Annotated in this window: 18 protein-coding genes and 1 riboswitch; of the genes, 10 read left to right on the forward strand and 8 right to left on the reverse strand. The window is 63.5% G+C overall.

Annotation, left to right across the window (positions count from 1 at the left end; translation table 11 throughout):
- Positions 1-5: 5 nt before the first annotated feature.
- The 3 genes from A3A9_RS0126695 to A3A9_RS0126705 form a co-directional block, all read right to left on the reverse strand.
- The gene (locus A3A9_RS0126695; protein WP_027061368.1) at positions 6-959 is read right to left on the reverse strand and encodes an HpcH/HpaI aldolase/citrate lyase family protein; all 954 of its coding nucleotides are present in this window, start codon (positions 957-959) and stop codon (positions 6-8) included.
- A 13-nt stretch (positions 960-972) separates the two neighbouring features.
- Positions 973-2,163 (reverse strand): aminotransferase class V-fold PLP-dependent enzyme, encoded by a 1,191-nt coding sequence (locus tag A3A9_RS0126700; RefSeq protein WP_027061369.1) that lies wholly within the window; start codon positions 2,161-2,163, stop codon positions 973-975.
- A gap of 124 nt (positions 2,164-2,287) precedes the next feature.
- Positions 2,288-2,956, reverse strand: coding sequence for a response regulator transcription factor (locus tag A3A9_RS0126705; protein ID WP_082222237.1), 669 nt, complete (start codon positions 2,954-2,956; stop codon positions 2,288-2,290).
- Between the two features lie 396 nt (positions 2,957-3,352).
- Between A3A9_RS0126705 and mgtE the strand changes: the two genes are divergently transcribed.
- Positions 3,353-4,765, forward strand: a complete 1,413-nt coding sequence (gene mgtE / locus A3A9_RS0126710) for a magnesium transporter (RefSeq protein ID WP_027061370.1) — start codon at positions 3,353-3,355, stop codon at positions 4,763-4,765.
- A gap of 153 nt (positions 4,766-4,918) precedes the next feature.
- Positions 4,919-5,305, forward strand: coding sequence for a MerR family transcriptional regulator (locus A3A9_RS0126715; protein WP_006203215.1), 387 nt, complete (start codon positions 4,919-4,921; stop codon positions 5,303-5,305).
- 8 nt (positions 5,306-5,313) lie between these two features.
- Here A3A9_RS0126715 and A3A9_RS0126720 read toward each other — a convergent pair whose 3' ends face one another.
- On the reverse strand, positions 5,314-5,784 hold the full coding sequence (locus A3A9_RS0126720) for a methyltransferase family protein (protein WP_027061371.1): 471 nt from the start codon (positions 5,782-5,784) through the stop codon (positions 5,314-5,316).
- Entirely contained in the window at positions 5,781-6,779 is a 999-nt protein-coding gene (locus A3A9_RS0126725) for a DUF1624 domain-containing protein (RefSeq protein ID WP_027061372.1), read from the reverse strand. Before A3A9_RS0126725 ends, A3A9_RS0126720 begins: the two co-directional genes overlap by 4 nt.
- A gap of 219 nt (positions 6,780-6,998) precedes the next feature.
- On the opposite strand from A3A9_RS0126725, the gene A3A9_RS0126730 reads away from it, so the two are divergent.
- Positions 6,999-8,198, forward strand: a complete 1,200-nt coding sequence (locus A3A9_RS0126730; protein WP_027061373.1) for an MFS transporter — start codon at positions 6,999-7,001, stop codon at positions 8,196-8,198.
- 3 nt (positions 8,199-8,201) lie between these two features.
- Here the strand turns inward: A3A9_RS0126730 and A3A9_RS0126735 are convergent, their stop codons facing one another.
- A complete protein-coding gene (locus A3A9_RS0126735; protein ID WP_027061374.1) occupies positions 8,202-9,377 on the reverse strand; it encodes an aromatic ring-hydroxylating oxygenase subunit alpha in 1,176 nt (391 codons plus the stop codon).
- Between the two features lie 136 nt (positions 9,378-9,513).
- Positions 9,514-9,711: riboswitch (cobalamin riboswitch) on the forward strand.
- 33 nt (positions 9,712-9,744) lie between these two features.
- Here A3A9_RS0126735 and A3A9_RS0126740 point away from each other — a divergent pair.
- Genes A3A9_RS0126740 through A3A9_RS39590 form a run of 5 tightly spaced genes read left to right on the forward strand, consistent with a single transcriptional unit; the run spans position 9,745 to position 12,208 of the window.
- Positions 9,745-9,924 carry a CbtB domain-containing protein gene (locus A3A9_RS0126740; protein WP_027029535.1) on the forward strand — a complete coding sequence of 60 codons (180 nt, stop codon included), beginning with the start codon at positions 9,745-9,747 and terminating at the stop codon, positions 9,922-9,924.
- 15 nt (positions 9,925-9,939) lie between these two features.
- A complete protein-coding gene (locus A3A9_RS0126745; RefSeq protein WP_027061375.1) occupies positions 9,940-10,743 on the forward strand; it encodes a CbtA family protein in 804 nt (267 codons plus the stop codon).
- On the forward strand, positions 10,736-11,251 hold the full coding sequence (gene cobU, locus A3A9_RS0126750; RefSeq protein ID WP_027061376.1) for a bifunctional adenosylcobinamide kinase/adenosylcobinamide-phosphate guanylyltransferase: 516 nt from the start codon (positions 10,736-10,738) through the stop codon (positions 11,249-11,251). Before A3A9_RS0126745 ends, cobU begins: the two co-directional genes overlap by 8 nt.
- A gap of 1 nt (position 11,252) precedes the next feature.
- Positions 11,253-11,867 (forward strand): cob(I)yrinic acid a,c-diamide adenosyltransferase, encoded by a 615-nt coding sequence (gene cobO, locus A3A9_RS0126755; RefSeq protein ID WP_027061377.1) that lies wholly within the window; start codon positions 11,253-11,255, stop codon positions 11,865-11,867.
- A 26-nt stretch (positions 11,868-11,893) separates the two neighbouring features.
- Positions 11,894-12,208 carry a hypothetical protein gene (locus A3A9_RS39590; RefSeq protein WP_051371193.1) on the forward strand — a complete coding sequence of 105 codons (315 nt, stop codon included), beginning with the start codon at positions 11,894-11,896 and terminating at the stop codon, positions 12,206-12,208.
- Positions 12,209-12,226: 18 nt separating this feature from the next.
- On the opposite strand, the gene cbiB is transcribed toward A3A9_RS39590, so the two are convergent.
- Entirely contained in the window at positions 12,227-13,198 is a 972-nt protein-coding gene (gene cbiB, locus A3A9_RS0126765; RefSeq protein ID WP_027061378.1) for an adenosylcobinamide-phosphate synthase CbiB, read from the reverse strand.
- Between cbiB and cobD the strand changes: the two genes are divergently transcribed.
- Both cobD and A3A9_RS0126775 read left to right on the forward strand, forming a co-directional pair.
- Positions 13,197-14,243, forward strand: a complete 1,047-nt coding sequence (cobD, locus tag A3A9_RS0126770) for a threonine-phosphate decarboxylase CobD (protein ID WP_027061379.1) — start codon at positions 13,197-13,199, stop codon at positions 14,241-14,243. The genes cbiB and cobD overlap by 2 nt on opposite strands.
- Positions 14,240-14,749 carry a tyrosine phosphatase family protein gene (locus A3A9_RS0126775; RefSeq protein ID WP_027061380.1) on the forward strand — a complete coding sequence of 170 codons (510 nt, stop codon included), beginning with the start codon at positions 14,240-14,242 and terminating at the stop codon, positions 14,747-14,749. Before cobD ends, A3A9_RS0126775 begins: the two co-directional genes overlap by 4 nt.
- A gap of 284 nt (positions 14,750-15,033) precedes the next feature.
- Here A3A9_RS0126775 and A3A9_RS0126780 read toward each other — a convergent pair whose 3' ends face one another.
- Positions 15,034-15,837 carry a creatininase family protein gene (locus A3A9_RS0126780; protein WP_027061381.1) on the reverse strand — a complete coding sequence of 268 codons (804 nt, stop codon included), beginning with the start codon at positions 15,835-15,837 and terminating at the stop codon, positions 15,034-15,036.
- Positions 15,838-15,879: the final 42 nt, after the last annotated feature.

Raw genomic sequence — 15,879 nt, forward strand, 5'->3', positions numbered from 1 at the left:
GGTCGTTAGCTAATCAGTTGGCCGGCGCGTTCGATGGCCTCGTTGACCACCAAGACATTCCTCGCCATGCGCTCCGACGCAGCGTCGATCATCTTGCCATCGAGTGCGGCCGCTCCCTTGCCCTGCGCCTCGGCCTCCTTCAGCACTTCGAGAATGCGTCTGGCGCGGGTGACCTCCTTTTCCGGCGGCGAGAACACGTCGTTGGCGAGCGCAATCTGCGACGGGTGGATTGCCCATTTGCCTTCGATGCCAAGCGCCGCGGCGCGTCTTGCCGCGGCCTTGTAGCCTTCCGGGTCAGAGAAATCGCCGAATGGCCCGTCAATCGCGCGCAGGCCATAGGCGCGGCAGGCAACCGTCATGCGCGACAGCGCGAAATGCCACTGGTCGCCGGGATAGTCGGGGTTGAGGCCGCCAATGTTGACGGTGCGCGCCTTGCAGCTCGCGGCATAGTCGGCGACGCCGAAATGCATCGCTTCCAGCCGTCCTGATGTGGCGGCAATGGCCTCGACATTGGCCATGCCGAGCGCCGTCTCGATCAGCGCCTCAAGGCCGACGCGGGTCTTGAAACCCTTTGCCATCTCGATCTGGTTGACCATGGCCTCGACCATATAGAGATCGGCCGGCACGCCGACCTTCGGCACCAGTATGGTGTCGAGACGGTCGCCGGCCTGTTCCATCACGTCGACCACGTCGCGGTACATGTAGTGGGTGTCGAGCCCGTTGACGCGCACCGACACGGTCTTGCCCTTGGCGCGCCAGTCGATGTCGTTGAGCGCCTGGATGATGTTCCTGCGGGCGCGTTCCTTGTCGGGCGGGGCGACCGCGTCCTCGATGTCGAGGAAGACGAAGTCGGCGGCGCTGTTGGCCGCCTTGTCGATCATCTCCGGGCTGGAGCCGGGAACCGCCAGCTCGCTGCGCTGCAGCCGGAGTTTCTTCAGATGGTTGATGGTGTGGCTCATCGTCGGCTCCCCCTCAGGCCGCTTCGGCGACCGGCACGGCGGCCGAGGCGCGGAAATGCTGGATGGCGGCGCCGACGCCCGAGCCCGGCGCCAGCCGCGCGCCGCAGTCGAGCAGCGCCATTTCGGCCGCCGACAGCGAGGCCAGCACCATCACCTCGTTCAGCCAGCCGAGATGGCCGATGCGGAACACCTTGCCGAACACCTTGTTGAGGCCACCGCCGAGCGATGTCTGGTAGGTGCCGTAGGCGCGCTTGACGACGTCACCGCTGTCGATGCCATCCGGCACCAGGATGGCGCTGACCGTATCGGAGTGCCATTTCGGCGCCCTGGCGCAGAGTTTCAGGCCCCAGGCGTCGACCGCCTTGCGCACGCCTTCGGCGAGGCGATGGTGACGGGCAAAGATGGTGTCCAGCCCTTCCTCGGCGATCAGGTCGAGCGAGGCGCGCAGGCCGCGTAAGAGCTGTGTAGCCGGCGTATAAGGAAAATAGCCGGCATCGTTGGCGCGGATCATGTCTTCGAAGGAGAAGAAGCAGCGCCTGTGGGTGGCGCTCCTCGAAGCGACAAGCGCCTTCCGGCTAACCGAGAGGAAGCCGAGGCCGGCCGGCAGCATGAAACCCTTCTGCGAGCCGCTGACGGCGCAGTCGACGCCCCATTCTTCCTGGCGGAAATCGATCGAGCCGGTCGACGACACGCCGTCGACGAAGAGCAAAGCAGGGTGGTGTGCGTCGTCGAGCGCTGCGCGGCAGCCGGCGACGTCGCTGGTCACACCGGTCGCCGTTTCGTTCTGGGTGCAGAAGATGGCCTTGATGCGGTGCGCCTTGTCGGCCTTCAGCCGCTCTGCGTAGAGCTCGAGCGGGACGCCGGTGCCCCATTCGCAGTCGATGACATCGACCTCGAAGCCAAGCCGCTCGGCCATGTCGACCCACAGATGCGAGAACTGGCCGAAGCGCGACATCAGCACGCGGTCGCCGGGGCTGAGCACATTGGTCATCGCCGCTTCCCAGGCGCCGGTGCCGGAGGACGGGTAGATGAAGACGCGGCCGGTCTCGTTCTTGAAAACCTTTTTGATGTCCTCGAACAGCGGCAAAGTGAGATCGGGGAAGGATGCGGCGCGCATGTCCTCCATCGGCAGGTTCATCGCCTGCCGGACCTGTTCGGGAATGTTGGTCGGCCCGGGAATGAAAAGATGGGTGAAACCGGCCATGGTGCAAACTCCTCCTGATCCAGCAAAGCGGTGGTGGGGAGTTTCGTTTCGACGGCTAACGCCAACAACACCTTGGCGGGTAACATCTCGCCGCGCGCGGGTGGGGTAGTCCTACCCGGTTCTCCTACCCGAAAGGCTGCTTCTGGGTACGCCGCTCCCGCGAATAGAGCGCGACGGCCATCGCCCGGTTGCGGACGTCGAGCTTGTCGTAGAGATTCTTGAGGTGGTACTTCACCGTGTTCTCGGAGATGCCGGTCCGCGTCGCGATCTGCAGATTGGTCCAGCCATCCGAAAGCACCGCCAGCAACTCGCGCTCGCGCACCGTGAGCAGCGCCAGGGGCGTGTCGTTGACCTTGTTGATGTCGATGTAGGGGATGCAGATCCGCCCATGCGCGACGGCCAGGATCGTCTCGAAGATGATCGATGGGTCGTCGAACTGGAAACAGTAGCCCTGGGCCCCAAGGCGCACGCACTGTTTCAGGATGCCGATGTCATGGTCGTTGGAAAAGACCGCGATGCGCACATTGAGCTTGCGGCTGTGGACCTCGGCCAGGACATCCGCCCCATCCATGTCGGCGAGCTTCCAACCGATCACGGCGACATCGAATTCGCCCGCCATTGCCAGTTCCAGGAAATGCCTGCCGCTCTGCACCGAAGCCAGGAGTTCGAAGCGCCCGTCACATTCCAGCATTTCGCGCAGAGCCGATACGACGAGCGGATTGCGTTCGGCGACGACCACGCGAACGCGCCGCTCCTCGATTTCCTTGTTCGCTGTCTGCGACCTGATCTTCAAGGCTTTCCGGCTGTTCTGGTTTACGGTTAGGCGGGTCCAGCAACTGCCTGGACCTGCATCATGACAATTCTGCCTCAACCGTGCAGGGGTGCTCTTTCCCCAGCGACATCAGCTGTCGCGCCGGTTTGAAGCTGGAGCGCGTCGTCTTTTGATGTACTCCACGGGTCTGTGCCCGCACGAGAACGTCGCATCGATCGAAACCGGTGCCGATGGGCAAGGGTGTAGTTTTCCAGAAATTCCAGTGGGTTAGAGCGATGGGGCTGCGAAGTCGAATCGTTGCGTGTCCCGGTGTTTCTTCTGTTTTGCGCGCCGGACCCAGAACCGGTTTCCCCTTTTCGGGATCATGGTCTAGACCAGACAGATACCTTTTCGGAATCCTGACGGCGGTAGGGGCTGGTGGAGGACAAGCAGACGATCTCCGCCAAGGCGGCTGACGACGCCCACGCCGACATCTATGGCGAGGACGGCGCCGTCCTGTCCTCCTTCCTGGCGCAGATCGGCGCGGCCATCGCCGACCGCGACACGCCGACGCTGAAGCGCGACGTCGACGACCTGCACCAGTCGGAACTCGGCGATCTCATCGAGGCGCTACATCCCGAACAGCGTCGTGCCCTGGTCGAGCTTCTTGGCACGGACTTCGACTTTTCGGCGCTGACCGAGGTCGACGAGACGATCCGCCGCGACATCGTCGATCATCTGCCCAACGCGCAGATCGCCCAGGGCGTGCAGGAGCTCGATACCGACGACGCGGTCTACATTCTCGAAGACCTCGAAAAGGAAGACCAGGACGAGATCCTGTCGCAGCTGCCGTTCACCGAACGGATCAGGCTGCGCCGTTCGCTCGACTATCCCGAAGAGACGGCCGGTCGTCGCATGCAGACGGAGTTCGTCGCGGTGCCGCCATTCTGGACCATCGGCCAGACCATCGACTACATGCGCGAAGACAAGAACCTGCCTGAGCGCTTCAGCCAGATATTCGTCATCGACCCGACCTTCAAGCTGCTTGGCGCCATCGACCTCGACCAGATTCTGCGCACCAAGCGCACGGTCAAGGTTGGAGAGGTCATGCACGAGACGCGCCACGCCATTCCGGCGACGATGGACCAGGAAGAAGCGGCGCGTGAGTTCGAGCAGTACGATCTTCTCTCCGCTGCCGTCGTCGACGAGAACGAGCGGCTGGTCGGCGTGCTGACCATCGACGATGTCGTCGACGTCATCCAGCAGGAGGCCGAGGAAGATCTGCTGCGCATGGGCGGCGTCGGCGACGAAGAGCTTTCCGACAGCATTCTCTCGACGTCGCGCTCGCGTGTTCCCTGGCTGCTGATCAATCTCTTGACCGCATTCCTGGCGGCTTCGGTGATCAGCCTGTTCGACCGCACGATCGAGCACATCGTGGCGCTTGCCGTGCTGATGCCGATCGTCGCCGGCATGGGCGGCAATGCCGGCTCGCAGACCATGACCGTCACCGTGCGGGCGCTGGCTACGAAGGACATCGACATCTACAATGCCGGCCGCATCATCCGCCGCGAAATGGGCGTCGGCTTCATCAACGGCTTCATCTTCGCTGTCCTGATTGGCCTTGTCGCGGCCGCCTGGTTCCGCGATCCCAATCTGGGCGGCATCATCGCGGCGGCGATGATCATCAACATGTTCGTGGCAGCACTTGCCGGCATCCTGATCCCGCTGCTGCTCGACCGGTTCAAGGTCGATCCAGCGGTTGCTTCTGCCGTCTTCGTCACCACGGTGACCGATGTCGTCGGCTTCTTCGCCTTCCTTGGTCTCGCCACATGGTGGTTCGCCGTGCCGTGAAGGCCGAAGCATCTCCCAATTGACTTTTACGTAAATGCCGTGCGAGGCTTGCGCGGGGTGCCATGTCGATTCCGCCATGGCACGGGTTTGGTTCGGGACGGAAGGGCGCGCCGCATGGTGATCGCCTTTGAATTCCGGCGTGCGGGAGTGACAATGCGGGAATATTATTCGATCACCGAGCTGACCCGCGAATTCGACGTGTCGACGCGGACGCTGCGGTTCTATGAGGATGAGGGGCTGGTGCAGCCGGTACGGCGTGGGCGTACGCGGCTGTTTCGCCCGTCCGACCGCCATCTTATCCGGCAGATCATGCGCGGCAAGAGGCTCGGCTTCTCGATCAACGAGATCCGCGAAATCATCCAGATGTACAAGGAACCGCCCGGCGAGGTCGGTCAACTCAAGCTGATGATCAAGCGCATCGAGGAAAAGCGTGAGGATTTAAGGCAAAAGCGCCGCGACCTCGAGGAGACGCTGGCCGAACTCGACCAGGCCGAGGAATCCTGCGTCGAGCGGCTGGTGGAGCTCGGCGTCAACACCTGAGCCGCTGTTCAAATCCAGCGCCGCACCCGTTTGGCGTAGTCCCGGTATTTCTTGCCAAACTTCGCCGCCAGGATCTTTTCCTCGCCCTCGATGGCGACCTTCTGCGTGACGAAGGCGGCAATGAAGGCAAACAGGAAGAACCAGGCTATCCCCGAGACAAAGGCGACACCGATCAGCATCAGCGTCAACCCCAGATAGATTGGGTTGCGGGTGATGCCGAAAGGGCCTGAGGTGACGAGATGGTCGGGCAAGGCGGTCGGACTGAGCGTGGTCTTGGCCCGCATCATGGTGCGGATGGCGGTGACCCAGAGTGCCGCTGCGCCAAACAGCACCACCCAGCCGGCGGCGAACAGCAGGTCGCCCAGCAGGTCGCCGATCCAGGGCAGGGGATAGAGCATGCCGAGGATGACGCTGATGGCGATTGCCGCGGCGTAGATCACCGGTGGCCACGGGATCACTCCCGGCTTCGGCTCGGTCATTGCTGCCCTCCCTCCGTCATCTTGTCCTCGGTCTGGGCCGTGCACATGCCGGCGAGATCGGACAGATGCGCTTTCCATTCCGCAGTCTGGTCGTTGTTGTACAGCCGATCAAGAGAGGCTTCTTTTTCAAGCGTGTCGAGCATGCAGCCGCAATAGCTCGAACAGAAGGTCGCGTTGCGCGTCTGTTCGCACGACACCTGGCAGGTTTTCAGGAACTCCACCTGCGGGGTTTCGGCCGGGGCGGGCATCACCTGCGAAAACAGCCAGACGCAGCCGAACAGTATCGGTTGGTGGATCAGGTAGAAGGCAAGGCTGTGCCGGCCGATGAAGAGCAAGGGATTGGCCCAGCGGCCGGGCGTAAGGCTCGCCAGCCGCTGCAGCAGACCCGAGGTAGAGGCAAGCTTGGCCACTGCGAGGCCGGCAAGCACCACGCCGAACCACGGGAACAGCGGCACGTAGTCGTTGGAGCGGGGATTGATGGCGGAGAGGCCGACCCACCACAGCCAGGGATGATCGAAGGATTCCAGGCTGACATAGAAGGGCACCACGATAATCACCGCCGCGACCAGCAAGGTGAGCAGTGCCGGCAGGCGCAGGAAGGCGACACCGAGCAGGCTTGCCAGCGCTATCTCGTGCAGGATGCCGAAGAAGATGAAACCGCCCGGCGTAACGAACCAGGTGACTGCAGATATGGCAATCGCCGCCACGGCGACCATGGCGAAGCGTTTCCAGAAGCCGGTCCAGCGGATCTGTCTGCCGTGAGCGAGGAACAGGCTGACGCCGACCAGGAACAGGAAGGTCGAGGCGATGCAGCGCGCGTAGATCTTCCACCCGCCGAAGGCTGTCAGGCCGGGATCGGTGTAGTGAAAATTCTCCAGGTCCCAGGTGAAATGGTAGCTCGCCATGGCCAGCAGTGCGATGCCGCGCACGATGTCGATGGCGACGATGCGCTTTGATGGCTCCGGAACGGGTGCGGTCGGCGTATGGATGGTCATGGTCTCGCGATCTGATTCAGCCCTGCCTGAGGACTATCACGGTTGGGCGTGACAGAAGAAGGCCGGGAACACGGCGATGCCGGCATCGAACGACGCTTTAGGCCAGAATCGGGAAGCCTTTGACCGGTTTCGCTTTTTGCCGGTTACGCGTCGGTTTCCTCTTAATCGCTGGGGAACGGCCACGGCAGATTTGACCGGTGATTCTGCTTTGGGGAAGCAATGTCCACCCATGTGCGCCATCCGATCTGGCTCCCGGCCCTCAAGGCCGCGGATGCGCGTACCTTCGCCTCGCTCTACGCGGTCGAATCGTTTGCCCGGGCCACGGTGTCTAGCGTCATCCCGATCCAGGCCTACGAAATCCTGCACAATGAGCAGATCGTCTCGATCCTCTACACCATCGTGGCGCTGCTCGGCCTGTCGGTGACCCTGTGCATGCCGATGCTGATCCGCCGCTTTGCCAGGCGTTGGGTCTATACGGCAGGCGCCTGTCTGCTCGCCATCGGCTCGCTGTTCTTTGTCACCCATACGCTTGCCGGACAATTGGCGGGAATGCTGTGCCGTGTCATGGGCGCCAGCGCGCTGTCGATCACGCTAAACCTCTACATCATGGACCACATTCGCAAGACCGACTTCATGCAGGCCGAATCGCTGCGCATGGCGTGGTCGATGTTTGCCTGGACCGGCGGACCGACGCTCGGCATCTTCCTCTACACACGCTTCGGCATCTACGCCGCGCATGGCGCGGTGGCGGTGTTCGCGCTGGCCCTGCTGGCGCTGTTCTGGACCTATCGGCTGGGCGACAACCAGTCGATCCGGCCAGGCAAGACCCGGCCAGCCAACCCGCTCGCCAATATCGGCCGCTTCATCGCGCAGCCAAGGCTGAGGCTCGCCTGGCTGATCGCCTTTGGCCGGTCTTGCTTCTGGTCGACCTTCTTCGTCTATGGGCCGCTGTTCATGGTCATCACCGGCGAGGGCGAACTGGCCGGCGGCCTGCTGGTCTCGGCCGGCAATGCGCTGCTGTTCATGGCGATCTTCTGGGGCAAGGCGGGAAAACGCTTTGGCGGCCGCAAGACCATGACCTTTGCCTATTTCGCCATGTCGGCGATGCTGCTGGCGGCGGGCACGGTGGGAGCGACCGCGCCGTTGCTGACCGGCGCCTTCCTGCTTGGTGGCGCGTTCTTCACCATCGCGCTGGACGCATTGGGTTCGACCGCTTTCATGCGCTCGGTGCGCTCCTATGAGCGGGCGCAGATGGCGGCGGTCTACCGCACCTATCTCGACTTTTCCGAACTGACGCCGCCGTTGGTCTATTCCGTCGTGCTGGCTTTCTTCGGGCTGGGCTCGGTGTTTATCACGCTCAGCCTGCTCGCGGCGGTTTGCGGCTTCGTGACCTGGCGATACCTGCCGAAGTCGCTGTGAGGATCAGGCAGAAAGTGCCGCATGCCGCTCACGCACCCAGTTGTGAAAGCGGTGCAACTCATATTCCTCGGGCATCAGGACGCCGGCTTCGTGGCGCATCGAGCGCAGGCCCCTTTGGTTGATCTCGCAGATCGCCGCATCCTCTTCCAGCACCTGCGTGCCAAAGGCGACGATGTTGTCAATGTCGGTTGATGGGTCGCTGAGCGCCTCGGGCGTGAACAGCCATTCGGCGATAAGCTCGGTCTGTTCGGGGCCGAGCGGCATCAGTCGCACGGTCCTGACATAGTCGACATGACCGACAATGAACATCGAGGGCAGGCTGGTGGCGTAGGTCTGGCCGGCTGCACGTTCGGCTGGTGTCAGGCCCGGGAAGACCGGTCCATGCGCCTGGCCATCGCGCGACCAGGTCTCGGCCCCGGCGCGCAGGCCGCCGGAAAACTCCGGCGCGTCATTGTCGGCATGGCGCGTCCATTCGGGATCGTCGTGGCGGCTCATCAGGCCGCGACCATAGATCGGCACCAGCCGCGACAGGTCCTTGTGAACGCCCGGGCAATGCAGGCACTCGTTGAAGTTCTCCCAAAAGATCTTCCAGTTGCAGTTCATCACCTTGCGCAGCACATGGCCTGAGACCAGCGCTTCCAGCGGCCAGTTGCCGAGATTGCCGGAGGCAGGGTCGAAGGATGCCTGCGCCGAGCCTGCCGCGTCTTCCTGCAAATTGATGAAGACGAAGCCCCGCCACACCGAAAGGGCGATGCGATAAAGCGGATGGTCGGCCTTGTCGAAACCATCCGGCGGCGATTTCGACGGCACGCGCACGAGATCGCCGCGCAGCGAATAGGACCAGGCGTGGTAGGGGCACGTGATCAGCCGCGCCTTCAGCCGGCCCTCGCTCTCTTGGCAAAGCTGCGAGCCGCGGTGGCGGCAGGTGTTATGGAAGGCGCGCAGCTCGCCAGTGTCGTCGCGCAGCACGACGATGTCCTGTGTGCCTATGCGGAACCTGCGGAAAGCCAGCGGCTGGGCCAGATCGGCCTCGCGGCAGACGAGCAGCCAATTTTTGTACCAGATGGCATCAAGGTCGCGCTGATAGGCTGCCGCATCCCAATAGGCCGATGAGGGCAGCGTCGGCTCGGCCCGGGTCAGGCCGTTATAGGGATCGCGCTCGCTGGCAATGGGCTGCATGGCTGGCTTCCTGTGAAGAGGTCAGCCGACACCCGGCCATGACAATTGTCAATTGTCGCGCCGATGATCCCTCTGGCATGGCGCAATCGCGCTGATTGCCGGCGGAATTTGGTTTGCCGCCTGTAGTGATTTTCCCTATAGTCATACAGTCGTCGGTTCCGTTTTGGAGCCAAGAGGGAATGCGGTGCGGGCTGAATTGTTGCCCAATGCCGTGGCTGCCCCCGCAACTGTGTGCGGTAGTCCTCTCCATATGCCACTGAAGATTCGTCTTCGGGAAGGTGGAGAAGGGCGCTGATCCGCGAGCCAGGAGACCTGCCGACGACGGCAAAACTGACAGGCCCTCGGGTGGAGGGTGAAAGGACAAGATATGACTACCGCTTCCGTCTCCCTCGGCGCCTCCGTCTCCTCGCAGTCGCGCTTCATGCAGCTGGCGCTCGCCGCACTGCTCGGCACGTTCATCATCGGCTTTGTCGGCTTCTCGCACATCGATGCGGTCCACAATGCCGGTCATGACAACCGCCATTCGATGGCATTTCCCTGCCACTGACGAGGATTTGACATCATGAATCTGTTTCGCAACGTCGTGTTCATCGCGGCGATCGCCGGGCTCGTGGCCGGCGTCGTTCTCGCCTGCATGCAGGCCTTCGCAACCGACCCTCTCATCCTCCAGGCCGAAGTTTACGAAAAGGCCGGCGCCGGCCATCAGCACGACCATGCCGCGGCACCGGCCGAGAACGCGGCTGGCACCAGTGCCGCCAGCAGCACGGCGCCCGCCGCAAACACCATGAGCATGGCGCCAGCAGCCGCGACTGCGCCCGAACATGAGGATGAGGGCTGGGAGCCTGCCGACGGCTTCGAGCGTCACGCATACAGTGCGGTTTTCAATGTCGCCACCGGCATCGGCTTTGCGCTGATCCTGGTTGCGGTTTCCGAATTCGCCGGCGGCATCGGCAATTGGCGCCAGGGCGTGTTCTGGGGGTTGGCTGGTTTCGCCGTGTTCACGCTGGCGCCCGGTCTCGGCCTGCAGCCCGAACTGCCGGCGATGCCTGCGGCCGATCTCTTGCCGCGCCAGATCTGGTGGACGGCAACGGCAGCGGCCACAGCGATCGGTCTCGCTTTGATTGCTTTCCGCAGATCGCTGCCGCTGGTGATCCTGGCAGTGGCGTTGATCATCGCACCGCACATTGTCGGCGCGCCGCAGCCCGAAAGCTTCGAAACACCGATCCCGGAAGGCCTGCACCACCAGTTCGTGGTGGCGGTGACGGTGACCAATCTGGTGTTCTGGCTGGTGCTTGGCGCTGTCGTCGGCGTGGTGCGCGGACGGTTCACCGGCACCGCGACCAGCCTGCGCGACAGCTTTGCCTGATCGCAGCAAGCTGATCTTCATCATCGGCGGTGCGCGCTCCGGCAAGAGCGCGCACGCCGAAACCCTGGCGACGGCGTTGCCGTCACCATGGACCTATATCGCCACAGCTGAAGCCTATGACGACGAGATGCGTGAGCGCATCGCGCTGCACCGCTCGCGGCGCGGCGAGGGCTGGATAACCGTCGAAGCATCGCTCGATCTTGCCGGCGCGATTGAGGCCTTGCCCGACAACCAGCCGGTGCTTGTCGACTGCCTGACGCTGTGGCTGACCAATCACATGCTGGCCGATCACGATCTCGAGCTGGAATGCCGGCGGCTGGCGGATTTGCTGTCGCGGCCGCGCGGGCCGTGGTTCGTGGTTTCCAACGAAGTCGGGCAAGGCATTGTGCCTGACAATGCCCTGGCGCGCCGATTTCGTGATGACGCTGGGCGGCTCAACCAGCAGATCGCGGCGATTGCCGACACCGTGCTGCTGATGGTGGCGGGGCTGCCGCTCAAGGTGAAATGAGATGACCGACATCGACAATAAGGACGAAGAGCGCCACCGCGCCAAGATGGCCAAGCGCAAGGCGGTGCAGGACGCCGAAGTGGCGAGCAAGACGGTCGAGAAGGGGCTGCTGATCGTCAACACCGGCCCGGGCAAAGGCAAGACGACGGCCGCCTTCGGCCTGGCGCTCAGAATGCTCGGCTATGGCAAGCGCGTCGGTGTGGTGCAGTTCATCAAGGGCAAGTGGCACACTGGCGAGAAGGATGCGTTTGCCGCCTTTGGCGACCGCGTCGTCTGGCATGCGATGGGCGAGGGGTTTACCTGGGAAACGCAGGATCTGAAGCGCGATATCGCGGCTGCGGAAGCTGCCTGGGCCAAGGCGCTGGAGTTGATCGCCGATCCCTCGATCAGCCTCGTCGTGCTCGACGAACTCAACATCGCGCTTCGCTACGACTATCTCGATCTCGACAAGGTCATTTCCGCGCTGAAGGCGCGGCGCGAAGGCCTGCATGTCGTCGTCACCGGCCGCAATGCCAAGCCGGCGCTGGTCGAGGCGGCCGATCTGGTTACCGAGATGGGCGTGACCAAACACCATTTTTCGGCAGGCGTGAAGGCGCAGCAGGGGATAGAGTTCTAAGCCCCTTGGCAAGCGGGAGCGTTGTCTTGGAACAAGCGGTAATCGTCTATCTTCGTCTCAATGACGGCCAATTTGGAACGTCGGAAGAACGCGCATCCATTCTTGAGCTGGAGAATCGACTGGAGCAAGCCGTCGGGAATGCTTCGGTCGGCGAGTTTGATGGCGATGAGTTTGGCGAGGGCAAGTGCATCCTCTACATGTACGGGCCAGATGCTGAAGGACTTTTTGTTGTGATCGAACCATTGTTGAAATCGTCTCCCGTGGCTGCCGGCGGGTATGCGATCAAGAGGTTTGGCGAGGCAGCCGATCCCGGCGCGAAGGAAGTCCGTGTCACTTGGTAGGTTGGGGTTTCGATCTAGTCACGCCAGAATGACGATGACCGAAACCACCCCAAACAGCGCGATCAGCAGATAATCGGCGACGCGATAAAGTTTCAGCGCCCGCCTGATGTCGCCGCTGTCGACGTCGCGGCGGCCGCCTTCGCCCATGAAGACGTCGTCGACCACGATGCCGCCGTAGCTGCGCGGTCCGGCGAGTGCCAGCCCAAGTGCTCCGGCCATGGCCGCTTCCGGCCAGCCGGCATTGGGCGAGCGGTGCTTTTTGGCGTCGCGCCACACCGCCTGCCAGGCACTGCGAGGGTCGGCATCCCTGACCAGGAAAGCCGCCAGCACGATCAGCAGTGCGGTCAGCCTTGAAGCCGGCAGGTTGATCCAATCGTCGAAGCGCGCGGCGGCCCAGCCGAAAGCCTCGTGGCGCGGCGTGCGGTGGCCGATCATCGAATCGGCGGTGTTGGCGGCCTTGTAGGCGGCGCCACCGGCCAACCCGCCGACGCCGGTCCAGAAGGCGGGGGCGACAATCCCGTCGGAAAAATTCTCGGCCAGGCTTTCGATCGCCGCACGGCAGACGGCGGCGCGGTCGAGCGCTTCGGGATCGCGGCCGACGATTCGCGAGACGGCGACGCGGCCCATGGCGAGTCCGCCGCTGTCGAGCGAGTCCGCCACGGCCTCGACATGGTCGTAGAGGCTCTTCTGCGACAGAAGCGATGTCGCCAGAAGCGCGGCGATGAAGAGCCCGAACGGAACGAACCAGAGCAGGACAAGCTGCACACACAGGCCAATCACCGCCGGCACCAGCACGATGACCAGCAGCGCCTGGACGCCGCGTTGGCGACGCAGCGCGTCGGGATCAGTGGCGCGGTTGAGCCTGCGATCGAGAAAGGATATCAGCCTGCCGAACCACGTTACGGGATGGCCGATGGCGCGGAACAGCCAGTCCGGATACCCCAGGACGGATTCGACGGCCAATGACAGGAAAGCGATCAGGACTGACATGAAGCTTCTTGATGGAGCGGTGGACCATGGTGGAAGTCTTGGCCGGGCGAGGGTGCTTTTCCCCAACGCCGTGCTGCCTTTCGTCGACCTCTCGACTGGTATCAATCCGCACTCCTACCCGCTTTTCGACCTACCCGCCACCTCGCTGTCGCGATTGCCGGAAGCGGCGCGCGGGCGCGAGCTGACAGAAATCGCGGCCAGCACCTATGGCGCGCCGTCGCCAGCCAACGTCGTCGCGGCGCCTGGCACGCAGATCCTGCTGCCGCGCGTGGCCTCGCTGGTCAGGCCCGGCAATGCGTTGGTGCTGGGGCCGACCTATGCCGAACATGCGCGTGCCGCGGCGATTGCCGGGCATCAGGTGACCGAAGTCAGCGATTTCGCGGCACTGGCGGACGCCGACCTTGCCATCATCGTCAACCCGAACAATCCGGACGGTCGCGTCATCGAGCGCGACCGGCTGCTGGAATTGGCGGCCGGGCTGCGCGCCAAGGGTGGACTGCTGGTCGTCGACGAGGCCTTCATGGATGTCGGCCCGCGCGAGCACAGCCTCGCCGGCGATGTCGACGAGGGCGGCATTGTCGTGCTGCGCTCGTTCGGCAAGTTTTTTGGGCTTGCCGGCCTGCGGCTTGGGTTCGCGCTATCCAATGCCTCGACAGTCCAGCGGCTGGAAACGCAGTTCGGCCCATGGGCCGTCGCCGGCCCAGCGCTGGAATACGGCATTCGCGCGCTTACCGATATCGGCTGGCAGGATGCAATGCGGGCATCCCTTGCCGAGGCAACGGCGCGGCTCGACGAACTGTTCGGCCGTTTCGGCGTGCCCGTCGCCGGCGGCACCACATTGTTCCGCTATCTCAGCCTGCCGGATGCGGCCAGCCTGTTTTCAGCGCTTGGCGAACGCGGCATCCTGCTTCGGCATTTCTCCGACCGGCCGCATGTCCTGCGCGCCGGGCTGCCGGCGAGTCAGGAGGAATGGCTGCGGCTCGAATCCGCCCTTGCCGAATGGGCGACGCGGCGCGAGGATCGATCAAAGGGTTCAAGAAAATGATCCATGTCTGCTCGCTGGCGAAGATCGAGGAAACGGTGGCAAGGACCGGTGCCGACCGGGTATTGTCGCTGCTCTCCGCTGGAACGGAGGTGGTCCGCCCGGCCTCGATAGCGAGAGAAAACCATCTTCACCTGGTCATGCACGATATCGCGGTGGCGCAGGACGGCATGACCATGCCGGGCGAGGAGCATGTCCGCAATCTGCTCGATTTCGCGCGCCGCTGGGACCGGGCAAGGCCGATGGTGGTGCATTGCTATGCCGGCATCAGCCGCTCGACCGCTTCGGCCTATATCATCGCCGCCGCACTGGCGCCGAAACGCGACGAGGTCGAGCTGGCCCGGACGTTGCGGGCGCTGTCGCCCTCGGCGACGCCCAATCCGCGGCTGATTGCCGTGGCTGACGCGCTGCTTGACCGCAATGGCCGCATGATCGAAGCGATCGAATCGATCGGGCGCGGTGCGGATGCGTTTGAGGGCGCGCCGTTTGCGCTGAAGATTGATGAGTAGCCACTCGACCCCGTGAGATTAGCCGAAGCTTCTCCGCCTTCGTCATCCACGGGCGGAGCAGGAGCGAAGCTCCGTCGCGGCGACCCGAGGATCCATGCCGCGCCATCGGCCGTAGAGTGCAACAGAGCAGAATGCTGCACCGTTGTGGCGCTTCCGAGTCCCGGCATGGATCCCGGGGGTCTGCGCTGCGTCGCTACGCTCCTTGCTTCGCCCCAGGATGACGAAGTCCGGGGCTTCTGCCAATCTCAGAAGGGTGCGATGCGTATCTGTGTCAGGCAACCATCCTACTTCAGCCACTCCGCAAGCTTTGCCTTGCGCACATCCCTGACCAGGCTGATGAAGCCGTCGGCCTGATGCTCCGCCGTCAGTTGGCCTTTTTCGGCCGTTGCGATGCTGGCGTCGCCGACCACGCCGTTCGGGTTGAGATCGCTGGCGATCCAGGCGAAGGCGTGGGTGCCGGTGTGGCGAAGCAGCGCAAATTCCTGCTCGGCCCTGGCGACGTTCGAAACGAAATTGTCGGCCTTGGCCATGTCGACGAGATCTGGCCGGAAATGCAGCATCAGCGACGTCTCGACATCGCCGCCATGGATGCCGTGGCGGTCCTCGAGTTCGGTGTACATGCCGGCCGGGCGGCCAAAGCGCTGCCAGCTGGTTTTCACGGCCAGCATCTTTTCGCGCACGCGCAACTCGCGCGTGATGATGCCCATGATCTCCTCATTGCCGCCATGCGAATTGACGACGATCAGCTTGCGCACGCCGGCGCGCGCGATCGACAGGCCAAGCTCGGTCCAGGCCTCGACCAGCGTCGTTGCCGGCAAGGTGAGGGTGCCCGGCGCATGCAGATGCTCGTTCGACTTGCCCACCGCCTGGACCGGCAAGATGCGGATGTCGAGATCGTCTGGCAGGCGGGCGATCACCGTGTCGAGCATGCCGTTCATGATCGAGGTGTCGGTCGAGACCGGCAAATGCGGTCCATGCTGCTCGATCGCCGCCACCGGCAGCACGGCGATCGTCGCCTCGGGATTGATCGAGGCATATTCGGTGGTCCGGTAGTCCCCCCACCAAACGCGTCTTTTGGCTGCGGTCATGTCATGCCTCTTCAATGGTCAGGGGAGACCTAACGCGGGAAG

Origin of the sequence: Mesorhizobium loti CJ3sym (assembly GCF_000472785.1) — a bacterium.
Lineage (GTDB): Bacteria > Pseudomonadota > Alphaproteobacteria > Rhizobiales > Rhizobiaceae > Mesorhizobium > Mesorhizobium loti_E.

Excerpts from the sequence above, each read along its gene's own strand:
- A3A9_RS0126720 (WP_027061371.1), bottom strand. The coding sequence starts at position 5,784 with ATGACCGAGCCGAAGCCGGGAGTGATCCCGTGGCCACCGGTGATCTAC.
- A3A9_RS0126715 (WP_006203215.1), top strand. The coding sequence starts at position 4,919 with ATGCGGGAATATTATTCGATCACCGAGCTGACCCGCGAATTCGACGTG.
- cobO (WP_027061377.1), top strand. The coding sequence starts at position 11,253 with ATGACCGACATCGACAATAAGGACGAAGAGCGCCACCGCGCCAAGATG.
- A3A9_RS0126695 (WP_027061368.1), bottom strand. The coding sequence starts at position 959 with ATGAGCCACACCATCAACCATCTGAAGAAACTCCGGCTGCAGCGCAGC.
- cobD (WP_027061379.1), top strand. The coding sequence starts at position 13,197 with ATGAAGCTTCTTGATGGAGCGGTGGACCATGGTGGAAGTCTTGGCCGG.
- A3A9_RS0126700 (WP_027061369.1), bottom strand. The coding sequence starts at position 2,163 with ATGGCCGGTTTCACCCATCTTTTCATTCCCGGGCCGACCAACATTCCC.
- A3A9_RS0126740 (WP_027029535.1), top strand. The coding sequence starts at position 9,745 with ATGACTACCGCTTCCGTCTCCCTCGGCGCCTCCGTCTCCTCGCAGTCG.
- A3A9_RS0126735 (WP_027061374.1), bottom strand. The coding sequence starts at position 9,377 with ATGCAGCCCATTGCCAGCGAGCGCGATCCCTATAACGGCCTGACCCGG.
- A3A9_RS0126780 (WP_027061381.1), bottom strand. The coding sequence starts at position 15,837 with ATGACCGCAGCCAAAAGACGCGTTTGGTGGGGGGACTACCGGACCACC.
- A3A9_RS0126730 (WP_027061373.1), top strand. The coding sequence starts at position 6,999 with ATGTCCACCCATGTGCGCCATCCGATCTGGCTCCCGGCCCTCAAGGCC.
- cbiB (WP_027061378.1), bottom strand. The coding sequence starts at position 13,198 with ATGTCAGTCCTGATCGCTTTCCTGTCATTGGCCGTCGAATCCGTCCTG.
- A3A9_RS0126725 (WP_027061372.1), bottom strand. The coding sequence starts at position 6,779 with ATGACCATCCATACGCCGACCGCACCCGTTCCGGAGCCATCAAAGCGC.
- A3A9_RS0126775 (WP_027061380.1), top strand. The coding sequence starts at position 14,240 with ATGATCCATGTCTGCTCGCTGGCGAAGATCGAGGAAACGGTGGCAAGG.
- A3A9_RS0126745 (WP_027061375.1), top strand. The coding sequence starts at position 9,940 with ATGAATCTGTTTCGCAACGTCGTGTTCATCGCGGCGATCGCCGGGCTC.